This window comes from Cryobacterium sp. PH31-O1 (assembly GCF_030063455.1).
In the GTDB taxonomy this organism is placed as follows: Bacteria; Actinomycetota; Actinomycetes; order Actinomycetales; family Microbacteriaceae; genus Cryobacterium.
In genome coordinates, this window is record NZ_JASITB010000005.1 from 103,400 (window position 1) to 125,930 (window position 22,531).

Here is a 22,531-nt window from a genome sequence, read left to right on the forward strand (position 1 = left end):
TCTTCCAGCCTACCGTTCGCGTTCGCGCGGTCGGGTCTTGGGCGCTGCCGCCCGACGACCGGTCGGCGCCGCGGCCACCCGGCCATCCATCCACTCCACCGGCAGTCCGAGGTCGTCGACCGTGGCCGGCGAGGTGGTGAACTGGCGTCCGAGAGCGGCCACGGCGTGCACCGGAACGGTGCCGACGACCATGTTGACCCAGCGGATGGTGTCCTCGGCTTTTCGACTCGCATCAACAACCACCCAGACCTGGTCGGCGCCAAGCGCGAGGAGCGCTGCCGACCGGGAGACCGAGTCGGAGGCCGGGTCGAGGCCGTAGGCAATGAAGGTGCTGTGCCCAATCTCGACCCCGTGAGCCCTGGCCAATACGGCACCGCGCCGATCATCGACGCGCTCGATCGTGTTCTCGATCAGGGTGCCAGAAATGCGAAGCTCCCCCGCGCCGGCAACCCGCAACATCAGGCGAGCGATCGTGATTGGATCGTCCTCCAGCCCGACGATGAGTACCAGGTCTCCGGCCCGCGTCAGCGGTGCCGGCACCGGCGGGCGGGCGAGCACGGGTGCTCCGGCCGGACCGGCCGGGTTGAGGTACCCGGGGGACGTCGGGTTGGTTACAGGGTTGGGCACACTCTTGGGCACAGAGTCGGGCACAGGGTTGGGCACAGCCGCCCGGCCCGTGGCGAAGGTGAGCTCATCCATGAGCTTGGCGAACCCCTCAGAGTCCGTCGACAGCTGCGGCGACGCCGGGGCGGGGTACATCTCGGCTTCGGCTTCATCAGCGGTATCCAGCAGCGCGGCTATGCCAAGCCGGGCCGAGATGTCCAGGCCGGCGTGGGCTGACTTTTTGCGCTGGGCCGTCTCCATGACTTCTACGATGATTTCATAGTGCTGCCGCGCAAAGAATCCGCGAATGCCCCCGACGGTGACCCGCTCGGCAGCAATGATGGTGGCGTTGGCACCGTGCTCGGCGGCGACGCGCTCCTGCAGCTCGCGCAGGCTAGGCCCCTCAAGCAGAAATCGTTTCGGCTCCACGGACCACACCCACTGTCTCAATGGTCACATTCGCCGACGTTACTTCCTGGTACGACAATACCGGCAGTCCGCCGGTCTGAGTGGAGATGAGGCGGCGAATGGCCGGCCGAAGCGCAGGCGCGCACACCAACACCGCGGTCTGACCGCTGGCCTCAACCTTGGCTACCGACGTGCGTACCGAGGCGAGCACGGTCTCAAGGCGCGAGGGATCCATCAGAATCTGGGTACCAGAATCAGACGGTCGCAGCCCCTCAAGCATGGCTTGTTCCAGGGTCGGCTCGATCATGATCACGCGCAGCAGGCTGCCCTCCAGGTACTGTGCCGTCAGTGCCGGGCCCAGCGCCTGGCGGGCAGCTTCGACCAGTCCTTCCGCATCGTTGGATGCCTTGGCGCGCAGCGAAAGGGCCTCATAGATGCGCGGTAGATCGTTGATCGGAATCTGCTCAACCAGTAGGCCCTGCAACACTCGCTGCACCTCAGCCAGCGAGAGCAGGCCGGGAATGAGATCGTCCACGGCCGACGGATTGACCTGTTTGACGCCGTCCGTGAGTACCCGCACATCTTCGCGGGTGAGCAGGCGCGCCGCATTCGTGGTGATGATCGAGGACAGATGGGTGACGACGACCGAGACCCGGTCGATCACGGTAGCACCGGCCATTTCGGCACTGTGCCTCATTTCGCTCGGAACCCATTTGCCAGCCAGGCCAAACACCGGCTCGATCGTGACCTGCCCGGGCAGGGCATCGAGCGCATCGCCGAGAGCGAGCACCTTGCCCGCCGGAGCGAGGCCTCGCCCATATTCGACGCCGGCGATGCGAATGACGTAGGTCGACGATGGCAAGTCGACGCTGTCACGCGTGCGCACCGGCGGTACGACGACGCCGAGATCCATCGCGATCTTGCGCCGCAGACCCCGTACCCTGGCCAGCAGGTCGTCGCTGGCGCCCGAGACCAGGTCGACGAGGTCGGGTGAGAGCATGATCTCGAGTGCGTGAACGCGCATCTGCTCGATCAGATCTTCGGTCGTGTCGGTTTGTGGAGCACTCTTCTCCGAGGCGGTGGTGGCCGCGATGCTCGCCTGTTTGGTGATCTCACCCGCTTTGATGCGCTGGGCGATGAGGATAAGCGCCATGCCGACGATCAGGAACGGCAGTACCGGCATGCCGGGAATGAGGGCCATCAGCACTGCGGCGGCGCCGGCGATGGTCAGTGCGTTGCGGGACTGCGTCAGTTGAGCGGATGCGGTCGACCCGATGTCGGTCTCAGCGTTTGACCGCGTGACGATCATGCCGGTAGAGACCGCCATGAGTAGTGCCGGAATCTGCGTGACGAGGCCGTCGCCGATGGTCAGCAGGGCGTAGGTGTTGACGGCCTCGCCAATCTCCAGGCCGCGCTGGAGCATGCCAATGGCGATGCCACCGATGATGTTGATGATGATGATGATGAGGCCGGCGATCGCGTCGCCCTTGACGAACTTCGATGCGCCGTCCATTGCGCCATAGAAGTCGGCTTCGGCCGACACCTCCGCGCGTCGATCCTTAGCCTCGGCATCGGTGATCAGACCGGCGTTCAGGTCGGCATCGATGGCCATCTGCTTGCCGGGCATGGCGTCGAGGGTGAATCGGGCCCCCACCTCTGCAACACGTTCGGCACCCTTCGTGACGACAACGAACTGAATGACGACCAGGATCAGAAAGATGACCGCGCCAATAATGATCGAGCCGCCGACGGCGACGTGCCCGAACGCCTCAATAACCTGGCCGGCGTAGCCTTCGCCGAGGACCAGCCGGGTGGATGCCACGTTGAGACCGAGACGAAACAGGGTCGCGACCAGGAGCAGCGAGGGAAAGACCGAGAAGTCCAGTGGCTTCTTCACGAACATCGTCGTGAGCAGGGTGACCAGGCCAAGCATAATGTTCAGGATGATCAGGATGTCGAGCAGACCGGCGGGAATCGGCACGACCAGCAGCAGAATAATGCCGACCACGCCGACCGGAACGGCGAGCTTGATGAGATTGCGATTCACGAACGGCCTCCGGCAGTCTGCGGTGATGATGATGACGATGATGACGATGACGATGACGATGACGATGACGCGGCAGCGAGTGCGCTCATCGTGTGCGTACCCGCGGAGCTCCCCCGCTTCTGCAGGGCCATGACAAAGGCGAGCACCCTGGCCACAGCGTTGTACAGTTCGGTCGGAATCTCGTCGCCGATTTCGCACGCCGCGTGCAGTGCTCGCGCGAGCGGTACATCCTGCACGATCGGTACCTGGTCGGTCTCGGCCTGAACGCGAATGCGGGCAGCGACATGGCCGACGCCCTTGGCCACCACGCGCGGTGCCGATTTGCCCGGCTCATATTTGAGAGCGACAGCCACGTGGGTGGGGTTGACCAGCACGACGTTGGCATCGGTGACCGAGGCGATCATTCGGTTGCGACTCATCATCAATTGGCGGGAACGACGCTGCGATTTGATCAACGGGTCGCCCTCAGAGGCCTTGTTCTCGTCTTTGACCTCTTTTTTGGTCATCATCGTTTTCTTACGATTGCGTTTCATGATGACAAAAATGTCGGCGGCAGCCAGTACGAGGCCGGCCGCGACGGCCGCTTGCAGCAGCGCGGCAGTTCCGCTGCCCGCGGCGAGGAGCAGCTCCGATACCGGCAGTCCCCCCGCGGTCAAGAGCACCGGCATCAGACCCTGAATCACCGAGTACAGCACAAACCCGACGGCGGCCGTCTTGGCGAGCACCTTCACGCCCTCCCAAAGAGCCTGGGTGCCAAAGACACGTTTCATGCCCGTGACGAGGTTGAACTGCTCATACTTTCCGGTGAACTTCTTAAAGTGGATGCCGCCCTGCAGCGCCGCTCCGCCCAGCACGACAACGAGTACTACGACGAAAAATGGCGTCAGAATATCGGTTAACGAGGCCAGCCCGTTACCGAGGGCTTCCACCGCCACGCTCGGATCCGGATTACTCGCCAGGGTGTTGATGAGATACATCTGGTCGGTACCCGCCGCAGCGCCCGCCGAGATCGTGACGGGCAGCATAACCCCGGCGGCGCCCACGCCGAGCCAGGCGGTGACGTCCTGCGACTTTGACAGCTCGCCCTTTTCACGAACCCGCTTCATGCGTTTCTGGGTAGCTTGTTCCGTCTTTTCGCCGGAATCAGCGTCAGACAATTACCTCACCCCCATGAGCGCGTCGAGCGCCTGCCCGGTGAGGGACGAAACAATGCGCGGCAGGGCAACGAACACCGTCGCGGCGAGGCTCAGCGTGATGAGAATCTTCAGCGGAAATCCGAGCGCAAACGCGTTGAGCGCGGGGGCGACCCGCGTGAGCAGGCCGAGGCCGGCATCCGCTAAAAAGAGCACGACCAGCAGGGGGCCGGCGATCTGCACGGCAGCGAGAAACATCTGGGTCGTGGCGGCGATCATGGCCTGGGCCGGTGCAGCCAGGTCGATTCCTGAGCCGAGCGGAATGGCGGTGTAGCTGCGAAACAGGCCACCGAGAACCAGCTGATAGGCGCCGGAGGCGAACATCAATGCGAGGGCGGTCATCTGGAACAGGCGGGTGAACTGGGCGCCGTTGACCATGGACTGGGGGTCGAAGCCCTGCGCCATCTGAAATCCGCTGAACATGTCGATGAGGCCACCGGCAGACTGCACGGCGGCAAAGACCAAATAGACGAGAAAACCCAGGGTAGCGCCGACCAGAATTTCCAGGATCAGGGCACCGACGAACCCGGCGGTGTTCTGCGAGACGTAGCCGGCGGTGACCCGCGGCGATACGGCCAGGGCCAGTCCGATGGCGAGCATGGCTTTGATCCGTGCCGGAAATGCGCGGTAGGAGAAGGGAGGAGCGACGACCAGGAAGGCGACCATGCGAACGCCGGCGAGCATGACCGCTTCGATCCAGGCGAAATTGAGGTTGAACTCCACGTCAGCCGCCGCCGAGCAGTGACGGAATCTTTTCGAACATCGAGTTGGTAAACGCCACCGACTCGGCGATCATCCAGTGGCCGCAGATGAGCAGGGCCAGGGCGACGGCCACCGCCTTCGGCACGAACGACAGCGTGACTTCCTGAATTTGGGTGATCGACTGCAGCAGCGAGATCGCGAAGCCAACAACGAGGGCCGTGATCAGTACCGGGGCAGACAATTTTGCAGCGAGAATCAGCGCCTGCAGGCCGATATCGAGCACCGCATTGGTGTTCATGTGTTCAGCTGATAACTGCCGATGAGGCTCGTGATGATGAGCCCCCAGCCATCGACAAGCACGAACAGCAAAATTTTGAAGGGGAGCGAGATCATGACCGGCGGCAGCATCATCATGCCCATCGACATCAGCGCAGCCGAGACGACGATGTCGATGACCAGAAACGGAATGAAGATGACGAAGCCGATGATGAACGCGGCGCGCAGTTCAGAGATCATAAACGCCGGGATGAGGGTTAGCAGGGTGACGTCGTTGGGATTGTCGGGATTGGGCTGATCGGCGGCCCTGGTCATCAGCGCGAGGTCTTCCCCGCGCGTGTTGGCGAGCATGAATTGTCGCAACGGCTCAGAACCCAGATTGAGCGCATCGGTGAAGTTGAGCGAACCGTCCAGGTAAGGCTGCAGGGCCACGGTGTTGATGTCGGTCAGTACCGGCGCCATGATGAACAGCGACAGAAACAGTGCCAGTCCCGCGAGCACCTGGTTCGGTGGGATCGACGGCAGTGCCAGGGCGTTACGGGTCATGGCGAGCACGACGAAAATCTTCGTGAAGCTCGTCATCATGAGCAGCAGCGCCGGTGCAACCGAGAGCAGGGTGATGCCCAGCAGCGTGACGATCGCCGATGAAGGGGCACCGTCTGGCCCGTTGATGTCGACGCTGAGCCCACCGCCACCGGTGTCGCTCGGATCGGTCGGATCGGTCGGCAGGGTGGGGTCGACGGGGCTGTCCGGCATTGCCGGATCAACGGGCAGGGCGTGCACGACGCTCACGCTCAACCAAACCAGGGCCGCGGTGATGACGATGACCGACAGAATTAGCAGGCCGAGACGGGCGGAGGTCTGCCGGCTCACGGCGCGGTTTGCCGCGGTATTCACCGTCCCTGCCGAAGCAGTGCGGCGGTCTGACGCCACGTCGACGGCGACAGAATCGACCCGGCTAGCCCAGCTGGCCTGGCGGCCGTCGGTACCGCGGCTGCGTCATCCGCTGTGGCCGCTGCCAGTGATCGGGCAAAGGCGGTGCCGGCACTATCGGGGCTGCCGAGTGCCGCAACCGCGGCGTCGAGGGTGGACGGAGAGACGGAAACGAGGGACTTTTCGTGCAGCACGGTCACGGCCTGTTCGGTCACGCCGAGGACGAGACGCGTACCATCGACCTCAACGACGACGACGGATGCCTTCTGCCCGATGGGCTGACGGCCCACGACGGTCACAGGGTTGATACTGCCCTTGGCCAGCACCCCCCGCGACAGGCGTCGTTGCAGGTACCAGAGCAGCGCAAGTACCACGCCCAGGGATAGGACGACGCGCACCGCAACAATAAGGGTGTCCACTTACGACAGGCCCTCCGCGACATCGAGAATCTGGGTGATCCGTACGGCGTAGTCCTGATCGACGACGACGATTTCGCCGTGGGCGATGAGCCTGCCGTTGAGGAGGATATCGGCCGGCGCTCCGGCAGAACGATCCAATTCGATAACGGCGCCGGGCTTGAGTGACAGAACGTCGCGCACGGACATGCGGGTGCGCCCGATCTCCACCGTCAAGGACATCTCGACGTTACTGATGCGCCCGAGATTTCCCATGACGCTGCGGCTCTGTGCCGCGCCGGGCCCGCCGACGAGACCGTTTTCGCGCACACGAATGGCAAACCAGCCAGTTACTACTCCGCCAGCGCTCAGCTCGAAGATCTGTGTGTCGTCGGCGGCGAACAACGCCGAGGCGTCTTCAACGCGGGAATCACCGAGGACGCCGATTCCGAGCACACTGGAGGCACTCTCGAGAGCCGGGCGCAAAACGTCTTGGCTGGATACGAGCTGGGAGTTCGCTCCGGCTGCGGCGTCCAGGGAGGCCGAGTCGCTGAGCACCACGGCCAGGTCGGCCGATGTCGTTCCGACAAAGGAGGCCACCACGGCCAACCCGACGCGTGTGGTGAGCTCGGCACTGCCCAAATGGGGCAGGGCCTGAAGCGGCACCGTCGTAGGCAATACGCGGATGAGAGCGTCAACGGCGGCTTCGGGAATGGATCGGGTAGAAATCATTGAGCTGTCTCCTCGGTATCAATGACGATGCACGCCAGCCGCGAACCGTTGGCTCCGACGGCCGCGCGGGCCAGCGGCTGGCCGTCAACGGTCAGATTGAGCGGACGGTGCTGGGGGTGCGGAATGTGCAGAACGTCGCCGATAGCCAGCGACAGAATGCGGCTGGGCAGTACGTGCGCTGTCTCCAGACGAAGCGACACGTCAACGGGTACGGCCGCAATCTGGGACTGCAGAAATTGCGCGGAGTTCGACGTGGTGCTGGTGGGATTCGCTTCGCCCAGTTGCGGCATTAAAGCCGCGGCAGGAATCGCTACGGTCGCCGTTGCCGTGACCTTTTCCACTCGAATCGAGAAGGTCGCGACCACCATCAGGTCGCCGGTGGCGGCCGCCTGGGCGAACTGCGAGTTGTATTGGATCGCCTCAACGCCCATCTCATCAACGATGAGTGGTCCGAAGGAGTAGCGCAGATCTTCGAGGCTCTCGGCGATGAGCTTGCGAATCAGGGCCAGCTCGATTTGGGTAAAATTGCGTTCATCGAGCACCGGGGTGCTGCTGTTGCCACCGAGCATGTGATTCACCCAGGAAAGTGCCGAGGTGGTGGGAAACTGAATAACGGCGCGCGCTTCCAGGCCAGCCACCGTGCACAGCACCATGGCCGTTTTGGGCGGCAGGGAACCCGCATATTCGTCGTACGTGGCCATGACCACCTGCTCGCAGGAGACAATGCACAGCACGCGTACGCGTGCGGTCAGCTGCGTACCCCACTGTCTCGCGAAAGTCTCAAATGCGAGTTCGAGTACGCGGGCGTGTTCGCGAGCCAGGGTGGTCGGTCGACGAAAGTCGTACAGTTCAACGCTTTTCGCCGCTATCGCGGGCGCGCTGCCGCCGACCTGATCCTGGACTGTCACGATGGGACTATCGGCCGGGTTAGCCGAAAGGTAAGAAGCCTGTACCAGCGGATACATCCACTCAGCTCACCGCGGCGACGCCGGGAATGAGCGCCCGCACGCTATCGGGCTGGTTGGACAGCACCACGATATCGACTCGGCGGTTCTGCGCCATATCCTGGAGGGTGGATCCGGTGTTCTCCGGCTGAGCCGATCCGAAGGCAACGGCGGATATCAGGTCTCCGGCGACGCCGCCCTGTTCGACCAGGCGACGCAACACCTGGGTAGCACGGCTGGCTGAGAGTTCCCAGTCTGTGGGGAAGGTCGCTGACTGGCCGTGCTTGTCGGCGTGCCCTTCCACCGATATTTTCTGCCCGGTGGCCATTAGTGCCGGGGCTGCGGCATCGAGCACGGCAGCTGCCGCCGCGGTGAGTTGGGCGCTGTCTGGTGCGAAGAAGGTCTCGCTTCCCACCAGCCCGAGGGTCAGTCCTCGGTCGGTGATGTGAAATTCCACGAGGTCTCCAACTCCGGCTGCGGTTAGGCTGCCGCCGACGGCGACCGCCAGCTCGTCAAGCTTCGCGACCTCCTGCGCGGCCGCTGTGGCGTTGGCGGTCGCCTGCGCACCAGCGTCGGCCGGGTCGACGGCTTCGGCCGAGTGCGTGACCTCGGTGGGCGATTCTCCCTCGTTATCGACGAGGTCAGCCGGAACGACGACTCCCTCGGCTGTGTCGACCTTGCCCGCGTTGACGGCTCCGAATCCGGTGGCCAGGGAGTTGGCTAGTTGCTCATACTTGTCTTGGTCGACCGTCGACATGGCGAACAGCACGATGAACATGCACATCAATACGGTGACCATGTCCATATAGGAGGCCATCCACCGCTCGTCGGGGTGAACGTCCTCCTCTTCAACCATTTTGCGACGTTTGGCGCGCACACTCATGCTGCCTGGGGAAGGTCTTTGTCCTTACCCTTTCCTTTACCCTTGGCGTTGGCCTTGCTGGTGCCGGAGCTACCGCCGGCATCCGCTGCACCGACTTTGGGCAAAAGCTCGGCGGGAACCATGGCGCGCAGGCGGTCGCCGAGCAGCCGAGGCTGGCTGCCGGCCTGCACGGCCAGGGCGCCCTCCATGACGAGGGTCATGCGATCGACCTCAAGGTCGGCGAGACGGCGCAGGCGTGAGCCGAGTGGCAGCCAGATAAAGTTGGCCGATAGCAGCCCCCAGAGCGTAGCGACAAAAGCGGTTGCGATCATCGGGCCGAGGGTGGCTGGCGTCGACAGGTTTTCCAGAACGTGGGTGAGAGCCACGACGGTTCCGACAATGCCAATAGTCGGTGCATAGCCGCCGAGGCCGGTGAAAAATTTGGCAGCGTTTCGATTGGAACGCGCGGTCGTGGCGATCTGGTCTTCAAGCAGCATGCGTAGTTCATCGCCGTCTGTGCCATCGGCGATGTTTTGCAGGGCCCCGCGGAGGAATGGATCGGTGACTTTATCGGCCTCTTGGTCGAGGGCGAGCAGGCCCGAACTGCGCGCGGTTTCGGCGAGCCCGACGACCTGGTCAATGACGGCTTGGGGCGGGGTTGTCTTGCCGAGGAACGCACCGGGCAGTGCCTTGAAGGCCGAGGTGAAGTCCTTCATGGTGCCGCCGGCGAGGCCGACAGCGATGGTGGCACCGAACACCAGAATCATCGGCGCGGGAAGCAGAATGGCCGTGACCGAGGAGCCCTCGATGGAGATCATGGCCAGAAGCGCGCCAAAGGCGAGCACGAGGCCAATGAGAGTTGCGGGATCCACTACAGCTTCCTGGGGCCTCGTGGCAAATCGCCCGCGTTCGGGTCGTACGCGAGCGCGATCACGTGTGCACGGTAACTGGCAATCTTCTCGATCACTTCTTCCATGGACTCGGTGACTATGAAGTTGGCGCCGTCAACCATAACCAGGGTGGTGTCCGGGTTCGCGTGGATGCGTTCGATCAGGTCAGGATTTATCGCAAAGTGACTGTCGTTCAGCCGCGTTAGTACGATCATCTGCTCATCCCGTCTCGAACGACTCGGCGGAGGCGTCATGGTGTACTGTCGGCCGCCGCACCGCTCAGGTTAGGAACTGCGGCTAGTTCATCGGCCGCCGACACGACTCTGGCCCCGACGGGTGCGGGGCCAGAGTGGTTAAGAGTCGTTCAGAGTGGCCGGTTAGCGCTTGAGGTTGGTCAGCTCCTGCAGTACCTCATCGGAGGTGGTGATGATGCGGGCGTTGGCCTGAAAGCCGCGCTGGGCAACGATGAGGTTGGTGAATTCCTGCGACAGGTCAACGTTCGACATTTCGAGGGCACCGCTGGTGAGCGAACCGAGGCCGGCCGCACCCGGGGTGCCGAGCGCCGCACCACCGGAGTTGAACGTGGCACGGTAGGCCGAAGAACCGGCTTTTTCGAGTCCGCCCGGATTGACGAACGTGGCGAGGGCGATGCGGCCGATGGCCTGCTGCTGTCCGTTGCTGAACAGACCGACGAGCGTACCGTCGGCGCCGAGCGTGTAGGAGTTGAGCGTGCCAGCCTCGTTGCCGTTGTCGGTCTTGCCTGCCACGGTATTGAGTCCGGAGAAGCCCTCGAGGGCAGCGAGATTCATGGCGATACCATCTACGGTCAGGGCGCCCGAAGCGATGAAATTGCCCGTGGTTCCATCGGCGACGAGTGCGATGCTGTTGGCCGGGACATTCGTGTCCGCCACTGTCCAACCATCTGGGGCATCCGTGCGGGTGAAGGTGACCGAGATCGTGCGGGAGTTGCCAAGGTCGTCGTAGACGTCGACCGTGCGAACGAGCGCGCTTCCCGATTTGGAATCGGACGGAAGGTTGCCGGTGAAGGTCGCTGCGTTCGAGGCAGAAGCGGGAACGATCGCTTCAGCGGGCAGCCTGATGTTACCGACCGCCCCGCCGTCGGCGACCACGCCGCCGACCGCACCCCAGCCCTGTACGATCGCGCCGTCGGGCGAGACCAGCCGACCCAGCGAATCGAAGTCGAAGGAACCGGCACGGGTGTACAAGGTCTCGCCGCCGAGAGAGGTGACAAAGAAGCCGTCGCCCGAAATCATGAGGTCGGTGGTCTTGCCGGTGGCCTGCGACGAGCCCTGGGCAAAGTTCGTGGAGATTCCAGCTACCTGCACGCCGAGCCCGACCTGGGCCGGGTTCGTGCCGCCGATCGTGGTTGAAGCGCCGCCGGCCGCCTGGGTCAGCTGCGAGAGGGTGTCCTGAAACTGAGCGGCGGACGCCTTGAACGCCGTGGTGTTGACGTTGGCGATGTTATTGCCGGTCACGTCGAGCATGGTCTGGTGGGAACGAAGGCCCGAGATGCCGGAGTAGAGAGAACGAAGCATGGGAGTGAAGCCTTTCAAGAATGAGGTGGGGTGCAGTTGGTGGGGTGGTGCGAGCGCCGATCAGGCCGCGGGTGTCGCCTCCACGGGGCTGGTGACACCGGAGATGACGTCGAGGGCGACGGCTTCACCGTTGACGGTGACCATGGGCACCGCATTCGCGAACGAGACTGACGAAGCCAGCCCGGTGATTTCGACGCCATCCGCGTTGGTATAGGTGACCGTCTCCCCCACCAGCGCGGCCGCCGAGGTGCGCATCTGCAGCGAGAAGCCCTCCTCGCTGGCGGTGGCCATCTCGGTGAGTTTCTCCATCATGGCGAGCTGGGTGGTCTGGGCGATCATCTCGTTGGTATCCATGGGCGAGCTCGGATCCTGGTTTTGCAACTGGGTCACCAGCAGCGACATGAATACCTCCGAGTCCATGGACTGGTTCGGCGTGCGCGTCGTGGTCGTAGACGAGTACATTCCGGTCGGAGCGACGGCGTTAGCCGCCAGAGCGTCGATTGTCACGGTAATTCTCCTTCTAGGCCAGTACGTCGATGGTGTGAGTGAACCCGTATCGGGGTGGTCGGTTGTGCGGTGGAGTATCCGGGGCTCGACCATCACCGTTGGGGCGGTCCCGGTCGCTTGAATTGCGTCCTTCGGTCTCTGACCGCGGTTGGCGAGTGGCGTCGGGATCGCCGGCCTGGCTGTCGGGAGATAGATCAAGCTGGGCGCTCAGCCCCGAACCGGCCAGGTCACGGCGCAGATCGGGCAGGATCAGTCGCAGAGCATCTCGGGCCAGATCGGTGGGCGCGAACAGTTCCACCCGAATGCCCTCCCCCGTCACATGGGCCCGAACGGTCACCGGCCCAAGGTTGTCGGGCGTGACGCTAATGGTCAGCACGTGCTCGCCGGGAGTAGCGGTGGTGAGAGAGAAGAGCGGCTTCATAATCTGCGTGCTGAGCGGCACAGCGGCCGGTGCCGGCACCGCAGTCGGGGGCGCCGTGAGAGGCGTCGGCGGCATGGCCGCAGGCAGAGCGGATGCCGTGGGCACGGCGGGCACGGCGGGCACGGTCGGCGCAACGGCGTCGGTGCTGGCGCTGGCACCGCCGGCGGCTAGTCGCACCGAGTCGGGTAGCACCGACCCTGCCGACCCAGTACTTACCACGGCACCATTTTGCGCAGCGGCAAGGTTGGGACCACCAGCGACTGCCAGGGTCGCCGCCCCGATGGGCGTCGAATCGGCCCCGCCTGTCGCGGCAATGGTCGCGGCAGCTGCGCCGGTATCGGTGCCGCGGCCAGCAGCGGCCGTCGCTCGGCCCAGAGCGCCAGGGGCCGTGCCAGCTGTGGCAAACCCCGCAGTGGGGGCAATTGTGTCGGCGACGTCGGCAGCAAGTTCAACGACGGTGCCCGGATTCGCAGCGGAAAGCGGTGCGGAGACGGGTGTGGAGACGGGTGTGGAGACGGGTGTGTAGACGGTTCCGCCGGCGGCGGCGGTGCTTGACTCGGCCAGCGCCGCAGACCCAACTGGCACAGACCCAACAAGCACAGACCCAACTGGCACAGCCCCAACTGGCACCAACCCAACCGGCGCGGGGTTGTTCGTGGCAGTAGCTGCAATCTGTGCGGGCGCCGCAGAAGCGGCGGCGGCCCAAACCAGATCAGCCAGGATCGATGCCGGGACCGCGCTATTCGCCGCGGAGGAATCAGCTGCGGATGCCGGGTCAGCGGTCACGCCCGAATCGTTCGAGGAAGCTGTCGACGAGTCCGTCGAGGAGGCTGCGGTCGACGACAGTGCGGCGCGACCGGCGAGGGTGCCATCCATGATCGTCCCAAATGCATCAGCGCCCTGCGAAGCATGGTTCGCGTCGCGCGCATCCGTTACGGCGGCAGGAGCCGTCGCTGGCCGATATTGACCGAGGGTGAGCGTCATAGTGTGTTTCCGGTGACTGTGCTGTTTTGCTGGGCGAAAGCTGCGAAGGCCTTTTGCAGCGCGGCGGAGCCGGTGTCGGCGACTGCCGAGTTCGTGGGAATGATGCGACGAATGGTGGTGATATCGGCATCCGTCATGTACGCCTCACGCAGGCAGACGGTGCGTCCCGGATATGGCGCGTGGATGACCTTGTTGTCACCGGCGTAAATAAGAATGTGGTCGCCGCCGCCGGTGACGATGAGGTCACCCGGCTGGGCCTCGGCGAGCGAAGCGACCTCGGTGCCCATCTTCATCTGGCCAGAAACCAGCCGCGGAAGTTCTATGCCTATATCGGCATATACGGTCTGCACGAGTCCGGAACAGTCCATTCCAGAGGAGTCTTCGCCGCCGAATACATAGGGGACGCCGAGGTATTTCTCGGCGGAGGCGACCACGTCGGAACCCGTCTTACCGTTTGCCGATCCGGCCGCGCTCGTGGCGCTGGTGCCAACGGCCGCGGCGAGGGTGGCTGCGAAACTATCAGCTGAAGCGGATGCCGCACCGGTCGTCACGGCGTCCGTCGTCGTGACGCGTTCGGTCTTCACGTTCGACAGCTGTTGCAGGGTCGCCTGGATTTGGCTGATTCTGCCCATGGCGGCAATCATCGTCACAGTGTCTCCCCCTTGGTGATCGATCGGTGGGTCGTATTGGTACGGCCGCGGTGCCAGCGGGCGGCGGCAATTTCGTCGAGTACGGTTTGCTCTGCGTGCAGGTCTTCAGCGAGCACGGCGGCGGCGTGCCGGTCGTGCAGCTTCTCGAGCGCAACCGACTCGGCCCTGGCCGCGCTGTAGGTGCTCTGGGCGGTGTCGAGACTTTCCTGATGGTTGCGTCCCATCGCGTTGAGTTCGGCGAGCATGCTGCGTGACGACGAACGGGCCGCGGCCATTGCGTTGAGGGCGGCGATGGTCTGCGGGGTGTTGCCGAGAGCGCCAAGGGCAGAGCGGGCGCGACCCCGGCGGGCCTGAAGAGCTGCCACCCGGGCATTTGCTTCGGCCAGGTCGAGGGCGGCCTGATCCTGTTGCAACTTACGCAGTCGCAGCAGTCCGGCGAGAGCAAAGCGGCGGCTCATGCGACAGCCCCGAACGCGCTCGTCAGTCGAGAAAGCTGGGCCCAGGCCTGGTCGCTGGGCGTCTGGTCGTCCATCCGCTGCTGCAGAAATGCTTTGATGGACGCGTCGTTCTCGACGGCCGCATCGACCAACGCGTTCGTGCCAGCCCGGTACGCACCGACGTCGAGTAAGTCCTGCGCGCCCTGACGCGCCGCCATCACCCTGCGAAGCGTCGTGGCAATGGCATTCTGTTGCGGGCTGTTCACCCTGGAGGCCACCCGAGAGATAGAGGCGAGCACATCGACCGACGGAAAGTGTCCGGTGATGGCGAGTTTGCGATCGAGAACAACGTGACCGTCGAGAATAGACCGCGCGGCATCGGCGATGGGCTCATTGTGGTCGTCACCGTCGACGAGCACCGTGTAGATTCCGGTGATCGACCCGGTTTCTGCGGTTCCGGCGCGTTCCAACAGTCGGGCGAGTACGGAGAACGTCGACGGCGGGTAGCCGCGGGTAGCTGGTGGTTCCCCGACCGAGAGCCCGATCTCGCGTTGGGCCATTGCCACGCGGGTCAGCGAGTCCATCATGAGCATGACGTCGGCACCCTGGTCGCGAAACGATTCGGCGATGCGAGTTGCAGTGAAGGCGGCACGCAGCCGCATCATCGCCGGTTCGTCCGAGGTGGAGACGACGACGATGGAACGGGCCAGACCTTCAGGCCCCAGGTCGTCTTCGAGAAACTCGCGAACCTCACGCCCACGCTCGCCAACCAGCGCGATAACCGAAACCTGGGCGTCGGTGCCGCGGGCGATCATCGACAACAGGGACGATTTGCCTACGCCAGAACCGGCGAACAACCCCATCCGCTGGCCACTCCCGACCGTCATAAGTGTGTCGAGAACGCGCACTCCAAGGTGCAGTGGGGTCGTGATGCGCGCACGGTGCATGGCCGAAGGACTGTCGTGTTCGAGCGATACGGCGCCGTCGGAATCGAGCGGTCCCTTACCGTCGATCGGGCGACCGAGTCCGTCGATGACACGCCCAAACAGGCCGCGGCCGGTGGGCACGAGCAGGGGGGAGCCGGCCGAACGCACACGGGCACCAGCTTGCAACCCGGTGATGCGCCCGAGCGGCATGCAGCGAATACCGCTCTGGGTCGTCGCGACGACCTCAGCGTCGATGCCAGGATGGCCGGGTCGGGCACCGAGCGTGACGATGTCGCCGATCGCCGAGCGTAAGCCGCGTACCTCCACGCCGAGTCCGACGATAGACGACACGACGCCGACCCGTTCGGGGCGACCGGCTTCGATGGCCTGCACGAGTTGCGCTTCTCGCGGGCGCCAGGCGGTGGTCATGCTTCGACCGGGTCGAGGGCTGCCTTGGCGCGTGCAAAGGCCGTGCCGATGCGCGCGTCGAGAAAACCATCGCTGAATTCGGTGATCGCGTCGCCCCGCTTGAGCCGCGAATCCGCTACAAAGCGGATGCCTTCCAGAGCCCGAGTCTGCGCTCCCAGCACCCCGAGATCCTCCGGATGCATGCGAATCGCGTGCACCTCGCTCTGGTCAAGTTGGTCAGGCTGATGCAACGCCCGCTCCAGGGCGCGGCGCGCGGACGGCTCGGTGTGGCTGAGCTCACAGCCCAGAATGGCCTCGACCAGGTCGAGCGACATGTTGACGAGGGTGGTTTCTGCCTGCTGAATGAGCGGAATACTGCGTTCATTCAGGGCGCGTGCTGCAGCGGCGAGCAAACGCACCGACTGGGCGATCTGCGCCTCGCCGTACCGTTCATTTTCGGCGTGCTCAGCGTTGATCTCTTCGGCGCGGCGGGCAACATCAGCTGCGGCCAGGCGCAGTCCCTCGGTGTAACCGGCGGCATGACCCTCGGCACGCGACTGCTCGGCGGCCCGGTCGGGCTCGTCGTTCAGTCTCGGAAAGGCCAGGCGGCCAAAACCGGTTTCAATTGACATATTCGTCCTCGGCACCGCGTTGCACCGTGATGCTGCCCTGGGCTTCCAGGTCGCGAATAGCGCGCACGATTTCGGCGCGGGCATCTTCGACCTGGCGCATGCGAACGGGGCCGAGGCTCTTGGTTTCGTCGTCGAGCACGTCGCGGTTACGCTCAGAAAGGTTGGCACGAATGACCTCGGCGACAGCATCGGATGTGCCCTTCATCGCCCGGGCCAAAATGTTCGTATCGATGCCACGCAGCACCTGTTGCACATCGCGGCTGTCCAACTTGACGATATCGACGAAGGTCAGCATGCGCGAGCGTATCTCGTCGGCCAGAGCCGGGTCGCGTTCCTCGAGACTCTCCAGAAGCGCCCGTTCGGTGGCGGCATCCGCTCGGTTCATGATGTCGACGAGCGGTTGAACACCACCAACGACTTCAATGCTCTCGCGGGCAACGATCTTGCCGGTACGCAATTTGAGGGTGTCGGTAACTACACGAATGGCCTCGGGGGTGGCGCTCGACATGGTGGCGATGCACTGGGCTACGTCGGTGCGCAGGCCGGGTTCCATACCGGCCAGAACAGCGGATGCCTGATCGCGTCGAAGGTGCGCCAAGACCAGGGCAATGGTCTGGGCCATTTCGCCGTCGAGCAGGTTGAGCACGTCGCCGGGATCGGACGAGTCGAGAAATTCAAAGGCCTTACCGGCCATGGACGTGGCGACTCGGTTCATGACCCCGGCCGCTCGTTCAGCGCCAAACGAGGCTTCGAGCAGGCCAACGGCGAATTCATGCCCGCCGCGGGAAAGTCGTCGGCCCTTCAGGGTGATTTCGTGAAACTCGTTGAGGGTGGATTCTGCGACGGCGGGGTCGACATTGCGCAACTGCACGATTTCGCCGGCAATAACTTCAGCCTCGATGTCGCTGAACTGCTTCATCACCTCGGTAGCGCGCTGGCGATCCATGTTCATGAGCACGACGGCCACTTTTTGGGTGCCGGTCAGTGCCGCGCCCGGCTCGTTCATACGCGCTGCCGGTCATCCATGAGACCCCGCAAGAACTCGGCGGTGCCGCGGGGGTCGGTCTGGGCCAAAGAATCAATCTCGGCGCGCCGCAGATCAGTGTCCGTCGGCACGAACTTGACCGTGGGAATGATCTTGGTGGGCGTGTCATTCGGGCTGTCCAAAAACAGCGACGCGGCCGATGAGGTGACCGCGAGCGGAACGGTGGCCTCGCCGAGCGCGTTTTGCATCTCGGTGAGATCGCCGATCTCCACGGTTTCTCGACTCTGGCGACGGGAGCGGCGGGCATAGAGAATCAGGCTGACGATGAGCGTGATCACGATTCCGGCGGTGATCACCACCACCCGCAGAATTTTGGCGAACTGTTCCGCGGCTGCGGCATCCGTTGCTGCCTTGAGCGCTGCCGCGGCTCCTGCGGCGCCGGTGGTGTCAAAGGCCATGACCTCAACGGTTACCGCGTCGCCGCGCACGGCATCGATTCCAGCGGCCGACGTGACGAGAGAGGTGATGTCGGCCACATTGAGCTTGGCGGCGGCAGCAGAATCGACGGCCACCGATACCGTTTGCCTGGTGATCGCTCCGGCGGGAATGGTGCGATTTTCGGTGACCTTGTTGACGGCGTTGTTGCGGGTGGTCGACTCGCTCGAAAACGTACCATCGGTGGCACCGTCGGCCACGGTGGCCGTGTCGCTGCCCAGCACGCCCGCGGCGCTGCCGCCGGTTCCCGAATAGGTCTCCGTATCGACGGATTCGTTCAGGGCCGGAGTCTGGGTCGGGGCGGTGAATGACTCTTCGACCCGTTCGGCGGATTCGTAGCTCATGTCAGCGGCGACCACGACGGTGGCGTTGCCGGCACCGACCACCTTGTCGAGCATGGCCTGCACGGCGCTGCGCACGCGGGTCTCATAGTCGGAGGCCTGCTGATTGGCTCCCCCGGTGGCGCCGACACCGACGGCCGAGAGCACAGCACCGGTCGAGTCGACGACGGCCACGTCTGCCGCGGTCATGCCGTCGATCGAGGCGCTGGTCAGGTGAACAATGGCCTGCACCTGGTCGTTTGAAAGCGAGACACCGTTTCGGGTTTCGACGAAGACGGATGCCGTCGGGTCGTTCTTCTGTGATACAAACACGCTGTCTTCGGGAATGGCGAGCTGCACGGAGGCCATCTTCACGCCGTCGAGTGCGCCGATGGTCTTGGCCAGTTCACCCTCGAGTGCCCGTTTGTACGTAACAGACTGCTGAAATTCGCTCGAGGTGACACCCATGGTGTCGAGCAGGGAGTAACCGCCGGTGCTTGAGGTGGGCAGACCCGCCGATGCCGACTTGATGCGCTCGTCGTAGACACTCGCTTCGGGCACCAGAATGGTGGCTCCGCCATCGGTCAGCTCGTATTCCACGCCGTCGGCGCGCAGCTGCTCGACGATGCTGTTGGCGTCTTCGCCGCTGAGCCCAGAGAACAGCGGCGTGTAGGCGGGTTTGGTGACCCACATCGAGAGAGCGGCAATACCGAGAACGAGTACGGCAACGCCGATGATGGCGACGGTGCGCTGGGCAATTGTGAACTCACGAATCGCATTTCCGAAGCGCTTGAAGGCGCTGGTGACTTGCCGGGGCATCAGGCTTGCATCCTCATGATCTCGTTGAACGCGTCGACGCCTTTGTTACGCACGGCGGCGACGAGTTCCATGGTCACCTGGGCGCGGGTGGCCGCGATGGTGGCGGTGTGAATATCGTTGAGGTCGCCGGTGACGGCCTGAATGGCAAGGGCGTTGGAGGTTCCCTGCAGCTGCTGCAGGTTGTCAACGGCGCCAGAAAGCGCGGTGCCAAAGCCAGAGCCATCCGTTTGTTGGGTGGCGGTCGTAGCCGAACTGCCCATGACCCCCGAGAGTGAGGTCGTGGCGATGGTGGCGTTAATGGCGCTGAGTGGCATCAGCCACGTCCGATCTGTAGTGCGGCTTCATAGGCGGTCTTGGCTCGGTCGACGACGGCGGCGTTGGCCTGGTACCCGCGCTGGGCCATGATGAGGTGGCCCATCTGCTCGGCCATGTCAATGTCGGGGTAGCGCACGTAACCGTCGGCATCGGCGAGCGGGTGGGCCGGTTCGTAGATCAGGGTTCCCGCGGCGCTGCCGAATGCTGCTGTAACGCTGGCTCCCGCGTTGCCGGCACCTTCCTGCGCCAGCACGTAGCGCTCCTGAAAGGCAGAGTCGGTGGTGGCTGTGACGGTGTTGGCGTTGGCGAGGTTGTCGGCGATGGCGTCGAGCCATTTGCGGTGCAGCGTCATGCCGTTGCCGGCGATGCCAATGGCGTCGACCATTAGGCGGTCTTCATTGCGGCGCGAATGGATGAGACCGGACCTTCGACGGCCTTGGCGGCGAACTGGTAGCGCAGCAGTGCGTCGATATTGGCGAGGGTCTCGGTGTCGAGGTTCACGTTGTTGCCGTTGAGCAGGGTCGGATCGAGCGATCGTTCGGTGGTGGCGGCCGAAACACCGTTGCCATCGGCGACCGACTTGGCCAGTGCGTTTTCGAAGGAAACGACCTTGGCGTGGTAGTCGGGGGTGTTGATATTGGCGATGTTGTTCGCGATGGTGCGCTGGCGCAGCGCGAGGCCGTCCAGAGCGCTCGTAAGGGCCAGGGAGGTCACGGAATCAAGCACGATTACCCGCTTCGTCGACAAAAGACAAGACGGCCAATCCGTGGCCAGGTGTGAGCGATCCGTGCTCACTCCTTGCTATCGGTCGCCCCGATAGAAGTGTTAGAAGTTCGTGGGAACATTCCCTAAGTTTGTTGCACTACGGCGTGTCGCCTTTGTTTCACTACCCTCAAACGGGGGCTATCCGTCCACATCCAGGTAAACAGATGCCCGCGCATTGCGTTCCGGAGGTACCGACCGCACCGCGGTCAAGTGTTTGAGGGTGACGTTGCGGGCCTGTTCCAGCTCGGCGATAATCTTGCGCTGGTTGGTGAGGAGGTCAAGAGCTCGCTCTTCGAATTCTGCGGGAAGGGCGCCAAGGTGGGGCGGTGGCGTCCAGCCTGATGCGTTGGTCGGGCCACTGTCGTTGATCGGCCCCGTCGAGACCGCTCCCCCCATAATGCGCGCCGCTTCATCCAGCGACACCTCAAGAGCGTCGAGCGCAACGGCCCACGCAGTGCGGTTGGCGGTATCCGCTTTAGCGGTGTTAGCCAATGCCGAGCTCCCCGCTCAGGCGAGGGGCCGGTGCTGGGGCGGCCGGCAGCAGTTCTGCCGCTTCGTGCCAGGTGAGGCGCAGGGGTTCGAGCAGCGAAATGCATTCACGGGTGCGGGCCGGGTCGCGGTGGGTGTTGGCGCTGACCATAGCGGTCGACACGTAGGTATAGAGGGAGAAGAGACCTTCGCCGCCGTCCCAGGAGTCAACGTTGAGCGAGGTGCTCAGTTCTGAGACGATGGCCTGGGCGTGTAGAAGGTTGTCCGAAGCAATCTGCCAGTCCTGGCGCTGCTGGGCGGCTTCGGCGCGGTTCAGGTCGAGCAGCAGACGGTCATACAGCATAGTGAGAAGGCGCACCGGGGTGGCCGAGAGCACCGCGTCGCGGTTGTATCGCGCACGTTGGGCCTGATTTGCCGAGGTCATTGACATGCTTAAGCCTTCGCGTTGCTGAGGGACTCAACCTGTGCGGTGAGCCAGGCCGATTGGGCGTTCATGTTGCTGAGGGTGACTTCCATGGCCGAGTACGTGCGCTCGAGGGTGGAGCGGCGAGAAGCCAGCCGCAGGTCCCAGTTCTCGATCTGTGTGCTCATGCTCTTGACGAGCGATTCCTGGCCGGTGATGCGCGCGGTGATCAGTCCGTCGTACTTGTCGGAGGCGGTGGTGGCTGCCCCGGCAACGCGGGTGGAGATCTCGGTGAGCACCGACTTCACGAAGTCGGGGTCTTCTTTCATGGCCGCGGCAAACTTCGTCGCGTCGAACTCGAGCGTGCCCGTTTTCGTGATGCTGATGCCGATTTCTGACGGCGAACGGCCATCCACTGGATATGAGGCAGCATCGATCAGGCGCTGCTTGACGTCTCGCACCGTGCTGTCACCGGTGAAGACGCCGGAGGAGAGCACGGCTTTGCCCGTGCTGTCGGTGCTGTTGACCACCGCGCTCTTTGTGGAGATGAGCGCGAAAATGCCGTTGAGGGAGTCGACCAGGTCTTTCGCGATCGTGCTCACCGCGGCGTCGTTGCGCGCGACCGTGACGGTGACCGGGTCGGTGGAGGCGATCGACGCCGTGACGTCGACCCCCGGCAGCAGGTTCTCAAACGAGTTGGTCGACGAGGTGATCGACTGGGCGGCAGCGGTGCCTGCCCAGATCGTGACCTCGGCGTCTTGCGCCGCGGTGATCTCGGTGAGTGGCGCGTTAGAGATGGTGAAACCGTTGGCGGCACCAGTCGTAGCCGACGAGAACTGCAGGCGATACAACGGTGTCGTGCCGTCAACGTCCATTCCCGCCGCAACCTTCACCGCGGTTACGCCGGCGGCTGAGTCGTTGATGGCGGTAGCGATGTCATCGAGCGAGGTCGAAGCCGCCGTGATGTCGGTGACGGTGCCACTCGTGCTGGTGATCGAGAAGGTGTCGCTCGACCAGGCCGCGACGCGGTCGGAGACCGAGACCTGAGCCTGCGCGAGTTTGTTGACCGTGAAGCTGATCGAGCCGGCGGTGGCGGTGCTGCCCGCGGTAACGGTCGCGTTGGTCGAGCTGCTCTTCGCTGAGTAGACATCGAGTGAGCCGGCGAGCGTGCTCTTAGTAGCGAGGGTGCCGAGGTTCGCGATGGAACTGTTCAGGCCTTGAAATGCGGCTACGAGAGTGTTGGAGCTCGTGACCTTTGCCTTCAGCTGGTTCTGCGGGCCAGCCTCGAGGGTCATCAGGGAGTTGATCAGCGCGGTGGTGTCCAGCCCGCTGATGAGGCCATCTACTGCGAGTGACACGGTTTTCTCCCTAAGAATGCCTGGGTATAAACGAAATGCCTGGCGGCGGCCGCGGAACGAAGTCCAGATCGTTCTG

27 protein-coding genes are annotated in these 22,531 nt (G+C 63.9%); all 27 read right to left on the reverse strand.

From position 1 onward, the window contains the following. Positions 1-9 precede the first annotated feature (9 nt). Entirely contained in the window at positions 10-1,032 is a 1,023-nt protein-coding gene (locus tag QMK31_RS11655; RefSeq protein WP_283501117.1) for a hypothetical protein, read from the reverse strand. After that, complete coding sequence (locus QMK31_RS11660) at positions 1,007-3,058, reverse strand: flagellar biosynthesis protein FlhA (protein WP_283501118.1); 2,052 nt, start codon at positions 3,056-3,058, stop codon at positions 1,007-1,009. The genes QMK31_RS11655 and QMK31_RS11660 overlap by 26 nt, the downstream gene beginning before the upstream one ends. Then, positions 3,055-4,215 carry an EscU/YscU/HrcU family type III secretion system export apparatus switch protein gene (locus QMK31_RS11665; RefSeq protein ID WP_283501119.1) on the reverse strand — a complete coding sequence of 387 codons (1,161 nt, stop codon included), beginning with the start codon at positions 4,213-4,215 and terminating at the stop codon, positions 3,055-3,057. The genes QMK31_RS11660 and QMK31_RS11665 overlap by 4 nt, the downstream gene beginning before the upstream one ends. Beyond that, positions 4,216-4,974 carry a flagellar biosynthetic protein FliR gene (locus tag QMK31_RS11670; RefSeq protein WP_283501120.1) on the reverse strand — a complete coding sequence of 253 codons (759 nt, stop codon included), beginning with the start codon at positions 4,972-4,974 and terminating at the stop codon, positions 4,216-4,218. A 1-nt stretch (position 4,975) separates the two neighbouring features. Then, positions 4,976-5,251, reverse strand: coding sequence for a flagellar biosynthesis protein FliQ (gene fliQ / locus QMK31_RS11675; RefSeq protein ID WP_283501121.1), 276 nt, complete (start codon positions 5,249-5,251; stop codon positions 4,976-4,978). Next, on the reverse strand, positions 5,248-6,126 hold the full coding sequence (gene fliP, locus QMK31_RS11680; RefSeq protein ID WP_283501122.1) for a flagellar type III secretion system pore protein FliP: 879 nt from the start codon (positions 6,124-6,126) through the stop codon (positions 5,248-5,250). The genes fliQ and fliP overlap by 4 nt, the downstream gene beginning before the upstream one ends. Next, positions 6,123-6,581, reverse strand: a complete 459-nt coding sequence (gene fliO / locus QMK31_RS11685; protein WP_283501123.1) for a flagellar biosynthetic protein FliO — start codon at positions 6,579-6,581, stop codon at positions 6,123-6,125. The genes fliP and fliO overlap by 4 nt, the downstream gene beginning before the upstream one ends. Then, on the reverse strand, positions 6,582-7,289 hold the full coding sequence (gene fliN, locus QMK31_RS11690) for a flagellar motor switch protein FliN (RefSeq protein ID WP_283501124.1): 708 nt from the start codon (positions 7,287-7,289) through the stop codon (positions 6,582-6,584). After that, positions 7,286-8,197, reverse strand: coding sequence for a flagellar motor switch protein FliM (locus QMK31_RS11695; protein ID WP_283501125.1), 912 nt, complete (start codon positions 8,195-8,197; stop codon positions 7,286-7,288). The genes fliN and QMK31_RS11695 overlap by 4 nt, the downstream gene beginning before the upstream one ends. Positions 8,198-8,258: 61 nt before the next feature. After that, complete coding sequence (locus QMK31_RS11700) at positions 8,259-9,089, reverse strand: OmpA/MotB family protein (RefSeq protein ID WP_283501126.1); 831 nt, start codon at positions 9,087-9,089, stop codon at positions 8,259-8,261. Between the two features lie 23 nt (positions 9,090-9,112). Further along, positions 9,113-9,967 carry a motility protein A gene (locus QMK31_RS11705; RefSeq protein WP_283501127.1) on the reverse strand — a complete coding sequence of 285 codons (855 nt, stop codon included), beginning with the start codon at positions 9,965-9,967 and terminating at the stop codon, positions 9,113-9,115. After that, the gene (locus tag QMK31_RS11710) at positions 9,967-10,200 is read right to left on the reverse strand and encodes a flagellar FlbD family protein (RefSeq protein ID WP_283501128.1); all 234 of its coding nucleotides are present in this window, start codon (positions 10,198-10,200) and stop codon (positions 9,967-9,969) included. The genes QMK31_RS11705 and QMK31_RS11710 overlap by 1 nt, the downstream gene beginning before the upstream one ends. 162 nt (positions 10,201-10,362) lie before the next feature. Next, positions 10,363-11,541: a flagellar hook protein FlgE gene (locus QMK31_RS11715; protein WP_283501129.1), complete on the reverse strand. Its 1,179-nt coding sequence runs from the start codon at positions 11,539-11,541 to the stop codon at positions 10,363-10,365. Between the two features lie 60 nt (positions 11,542-11,601). Then, on the reverse strand, positions 11,602-12,048 hold the full coding sequence (locus QMK31_RS11720) for a flagellar hook capping FlgD N-terminal domain-containing protein (protein WP_502853047.1): 447 nt from the start codon (positions 12,046-12,048) through the stop codon (positions 11,602-11,604). A 13-nt stretch (positions 12,049-12,061) separates the two neighbouring features. Next, a complete protein-coding gene (locus tag QMK31_RS11725; protein ID WP_283501130.1) occupies positions 12,062-13,453 on the reverse strand; it encodes a flagellar hook-length control protein FliK in 1,392 nt (463 codons plus the stop codon). Further along, on the reverse strand, positions 13,450-14,097 hold the full coding sequence (locus tag QMK31_RS11730; RefSeq protein ID WP_283501311.1) for a C40 family peptidase: 648 nt from the start codon (positions 14,095-14,097) through the stop codon (positions 13,450-13,452). Before QMK31_RS11730 ends, QMK31_RS11725 begins: the two co-directional genes overlap by 4 nt. A 2-nt stretch (positions 14,098-14,099) precedes the next feature. After that, the gene (locus tag QMK31_RS11735; RefSeq protein WP_283501131.1) at positions 14,100-14,561 is read right to left on the reverse strand and encodes a flagellar export protein FliJ; all 462 of its coding nucleotides are present in this window, start codon (positions 14,559-14,561) and stop codon (positions 14,100-14,102) included. After that, positions 14,558-15,895, reverse strand: coding sequence for a FliI/YscN family ATPase (locus QMK31_RS11740; protein WP_283501132.1), 1,338 nt, complete (start codon positions 15,893-15,895; stop codon positions 14,558-14,560). Before QMK31_RS11740 ends, QMK31_RS11735 begins: the two co-directional genes overlap by 4 nt. Beyond that, positions 15,892-16,506 carry a FliH/SctL family protein gene (locus QMK31_RS11745; protein ID WP_283501133.1) on the reverse strand — a complete coding sequence of 205 codons (615 nt, stop codon included), beginning with the start codon at positions 16,504-16,506 and terminating at the stop codon, positions 15,892-15,894. The genes QMK31_RS11740 and QMK31_RS11745 overlap by 4 nt, the downstream gene beginning before the upstream one ends. Then, positions 16,496-17,512 carry a flagellar motor switch protein FliG gene (fliG, locus tag QMK31_RS11750; protein WP_283501134.1) on the reverse strand — a complete coding sequence of 339 codons (1,017 nt, stop codon included), beginning with the start codon at positions 17,510-17,512 and terminating at the stop codon, positions 16,496-16,498. The genes QMK31_RS11745 and fliG overlap by 11 nt, the downstream gene beginning before the upstream one ends. Continuing rightward, complete coding sequence (gene fliF, locus QMK31_RS11755; RefSeq protein WP_283501135.1) at positions 17,509-19,125, reverse strand: flagellar basal-body MS-ring/collar protein FliF; 1,617 nt, start codon at positions 19,123-19,125, stop codon at positions 17,509-17,511. Before fliF ends, fliG begins: the two co-directional genes overlap by 4 nt. After that, entirely contained in the window at positions 19,125-19,385 is a 261-nt protein-coding gene (gene fliE / locus QMK31_RS11760) for a flagellar hook-basal body complex protein FliE (RefSeq protein ID WP_502853124.1), read from the reverse strand. Before fliE ends, fliF begins: the two co-directional genes overlap by 1 nt. 53 nt (positions 19,386-19,438) lie before the next feature. Next, a complete protein-coding gene (locus tag QMK31_RS11765) occupies positions 19,439-19,825 on the reverse strand; it encodes a flagellar basal body rod protein FlgC (protein ID WP_283501137.1) in 387 nt (128 codons plus the stop codon). Then, positions 19,825-20,166, reverse strand: coding sequence for a flagellar basal body rod protein FlgB (locus QMK31_RS11770; RefSeq protein ID WP_092110173.1), 342 nt, complete (start codon positions 20,164-20,166; stop codon positions 19,825-19,827). The genes QMK31_RS11765 and QMK31_RS11770 overlap by 1 nt, the downstream gene beginning before the upstream one ends. 177 nt (positions 20,167-20,343) lie before the next feature. Continuing rightward, complete coding sequence (locus QMK31_RS11775; RefSeq protein ID WP_283501138.1) at positions 20,344-20,697, reverse strand: hypothetical protein; 354 nt, start codon at positions 20,695-20,697, stop codon at positions 20,344-20,346. Beyond that, positions 20,690-21,124, reverse strand: coding sequence for a flagellar export chaperone FliS (gene fliS, locus QMK31_RS11780; RefSeq protein WP_349361563.1), 435 nt, complete (start codon positions 21,122-21,124; stop codon positions 20,690-20,692). The genes QMK31_RS11775 and fliS overlap by 8 nt, the downstream gene beginning before the upstream one ends. Positions 21,125-21,126: 2 nt before the next feature. After that, a complete protein-coding gene (gene fliD / locus QMK31_RS11785; protein ID WP_283501139.1) occupies positions 21,127-22,455 on the reverse strand; it encodes a flagellar filament capping protein FliD in 1,329 nt (442 codons plus the stop codon). Positions 22,456-22,531: the final 76 nt, after the last annotated feature.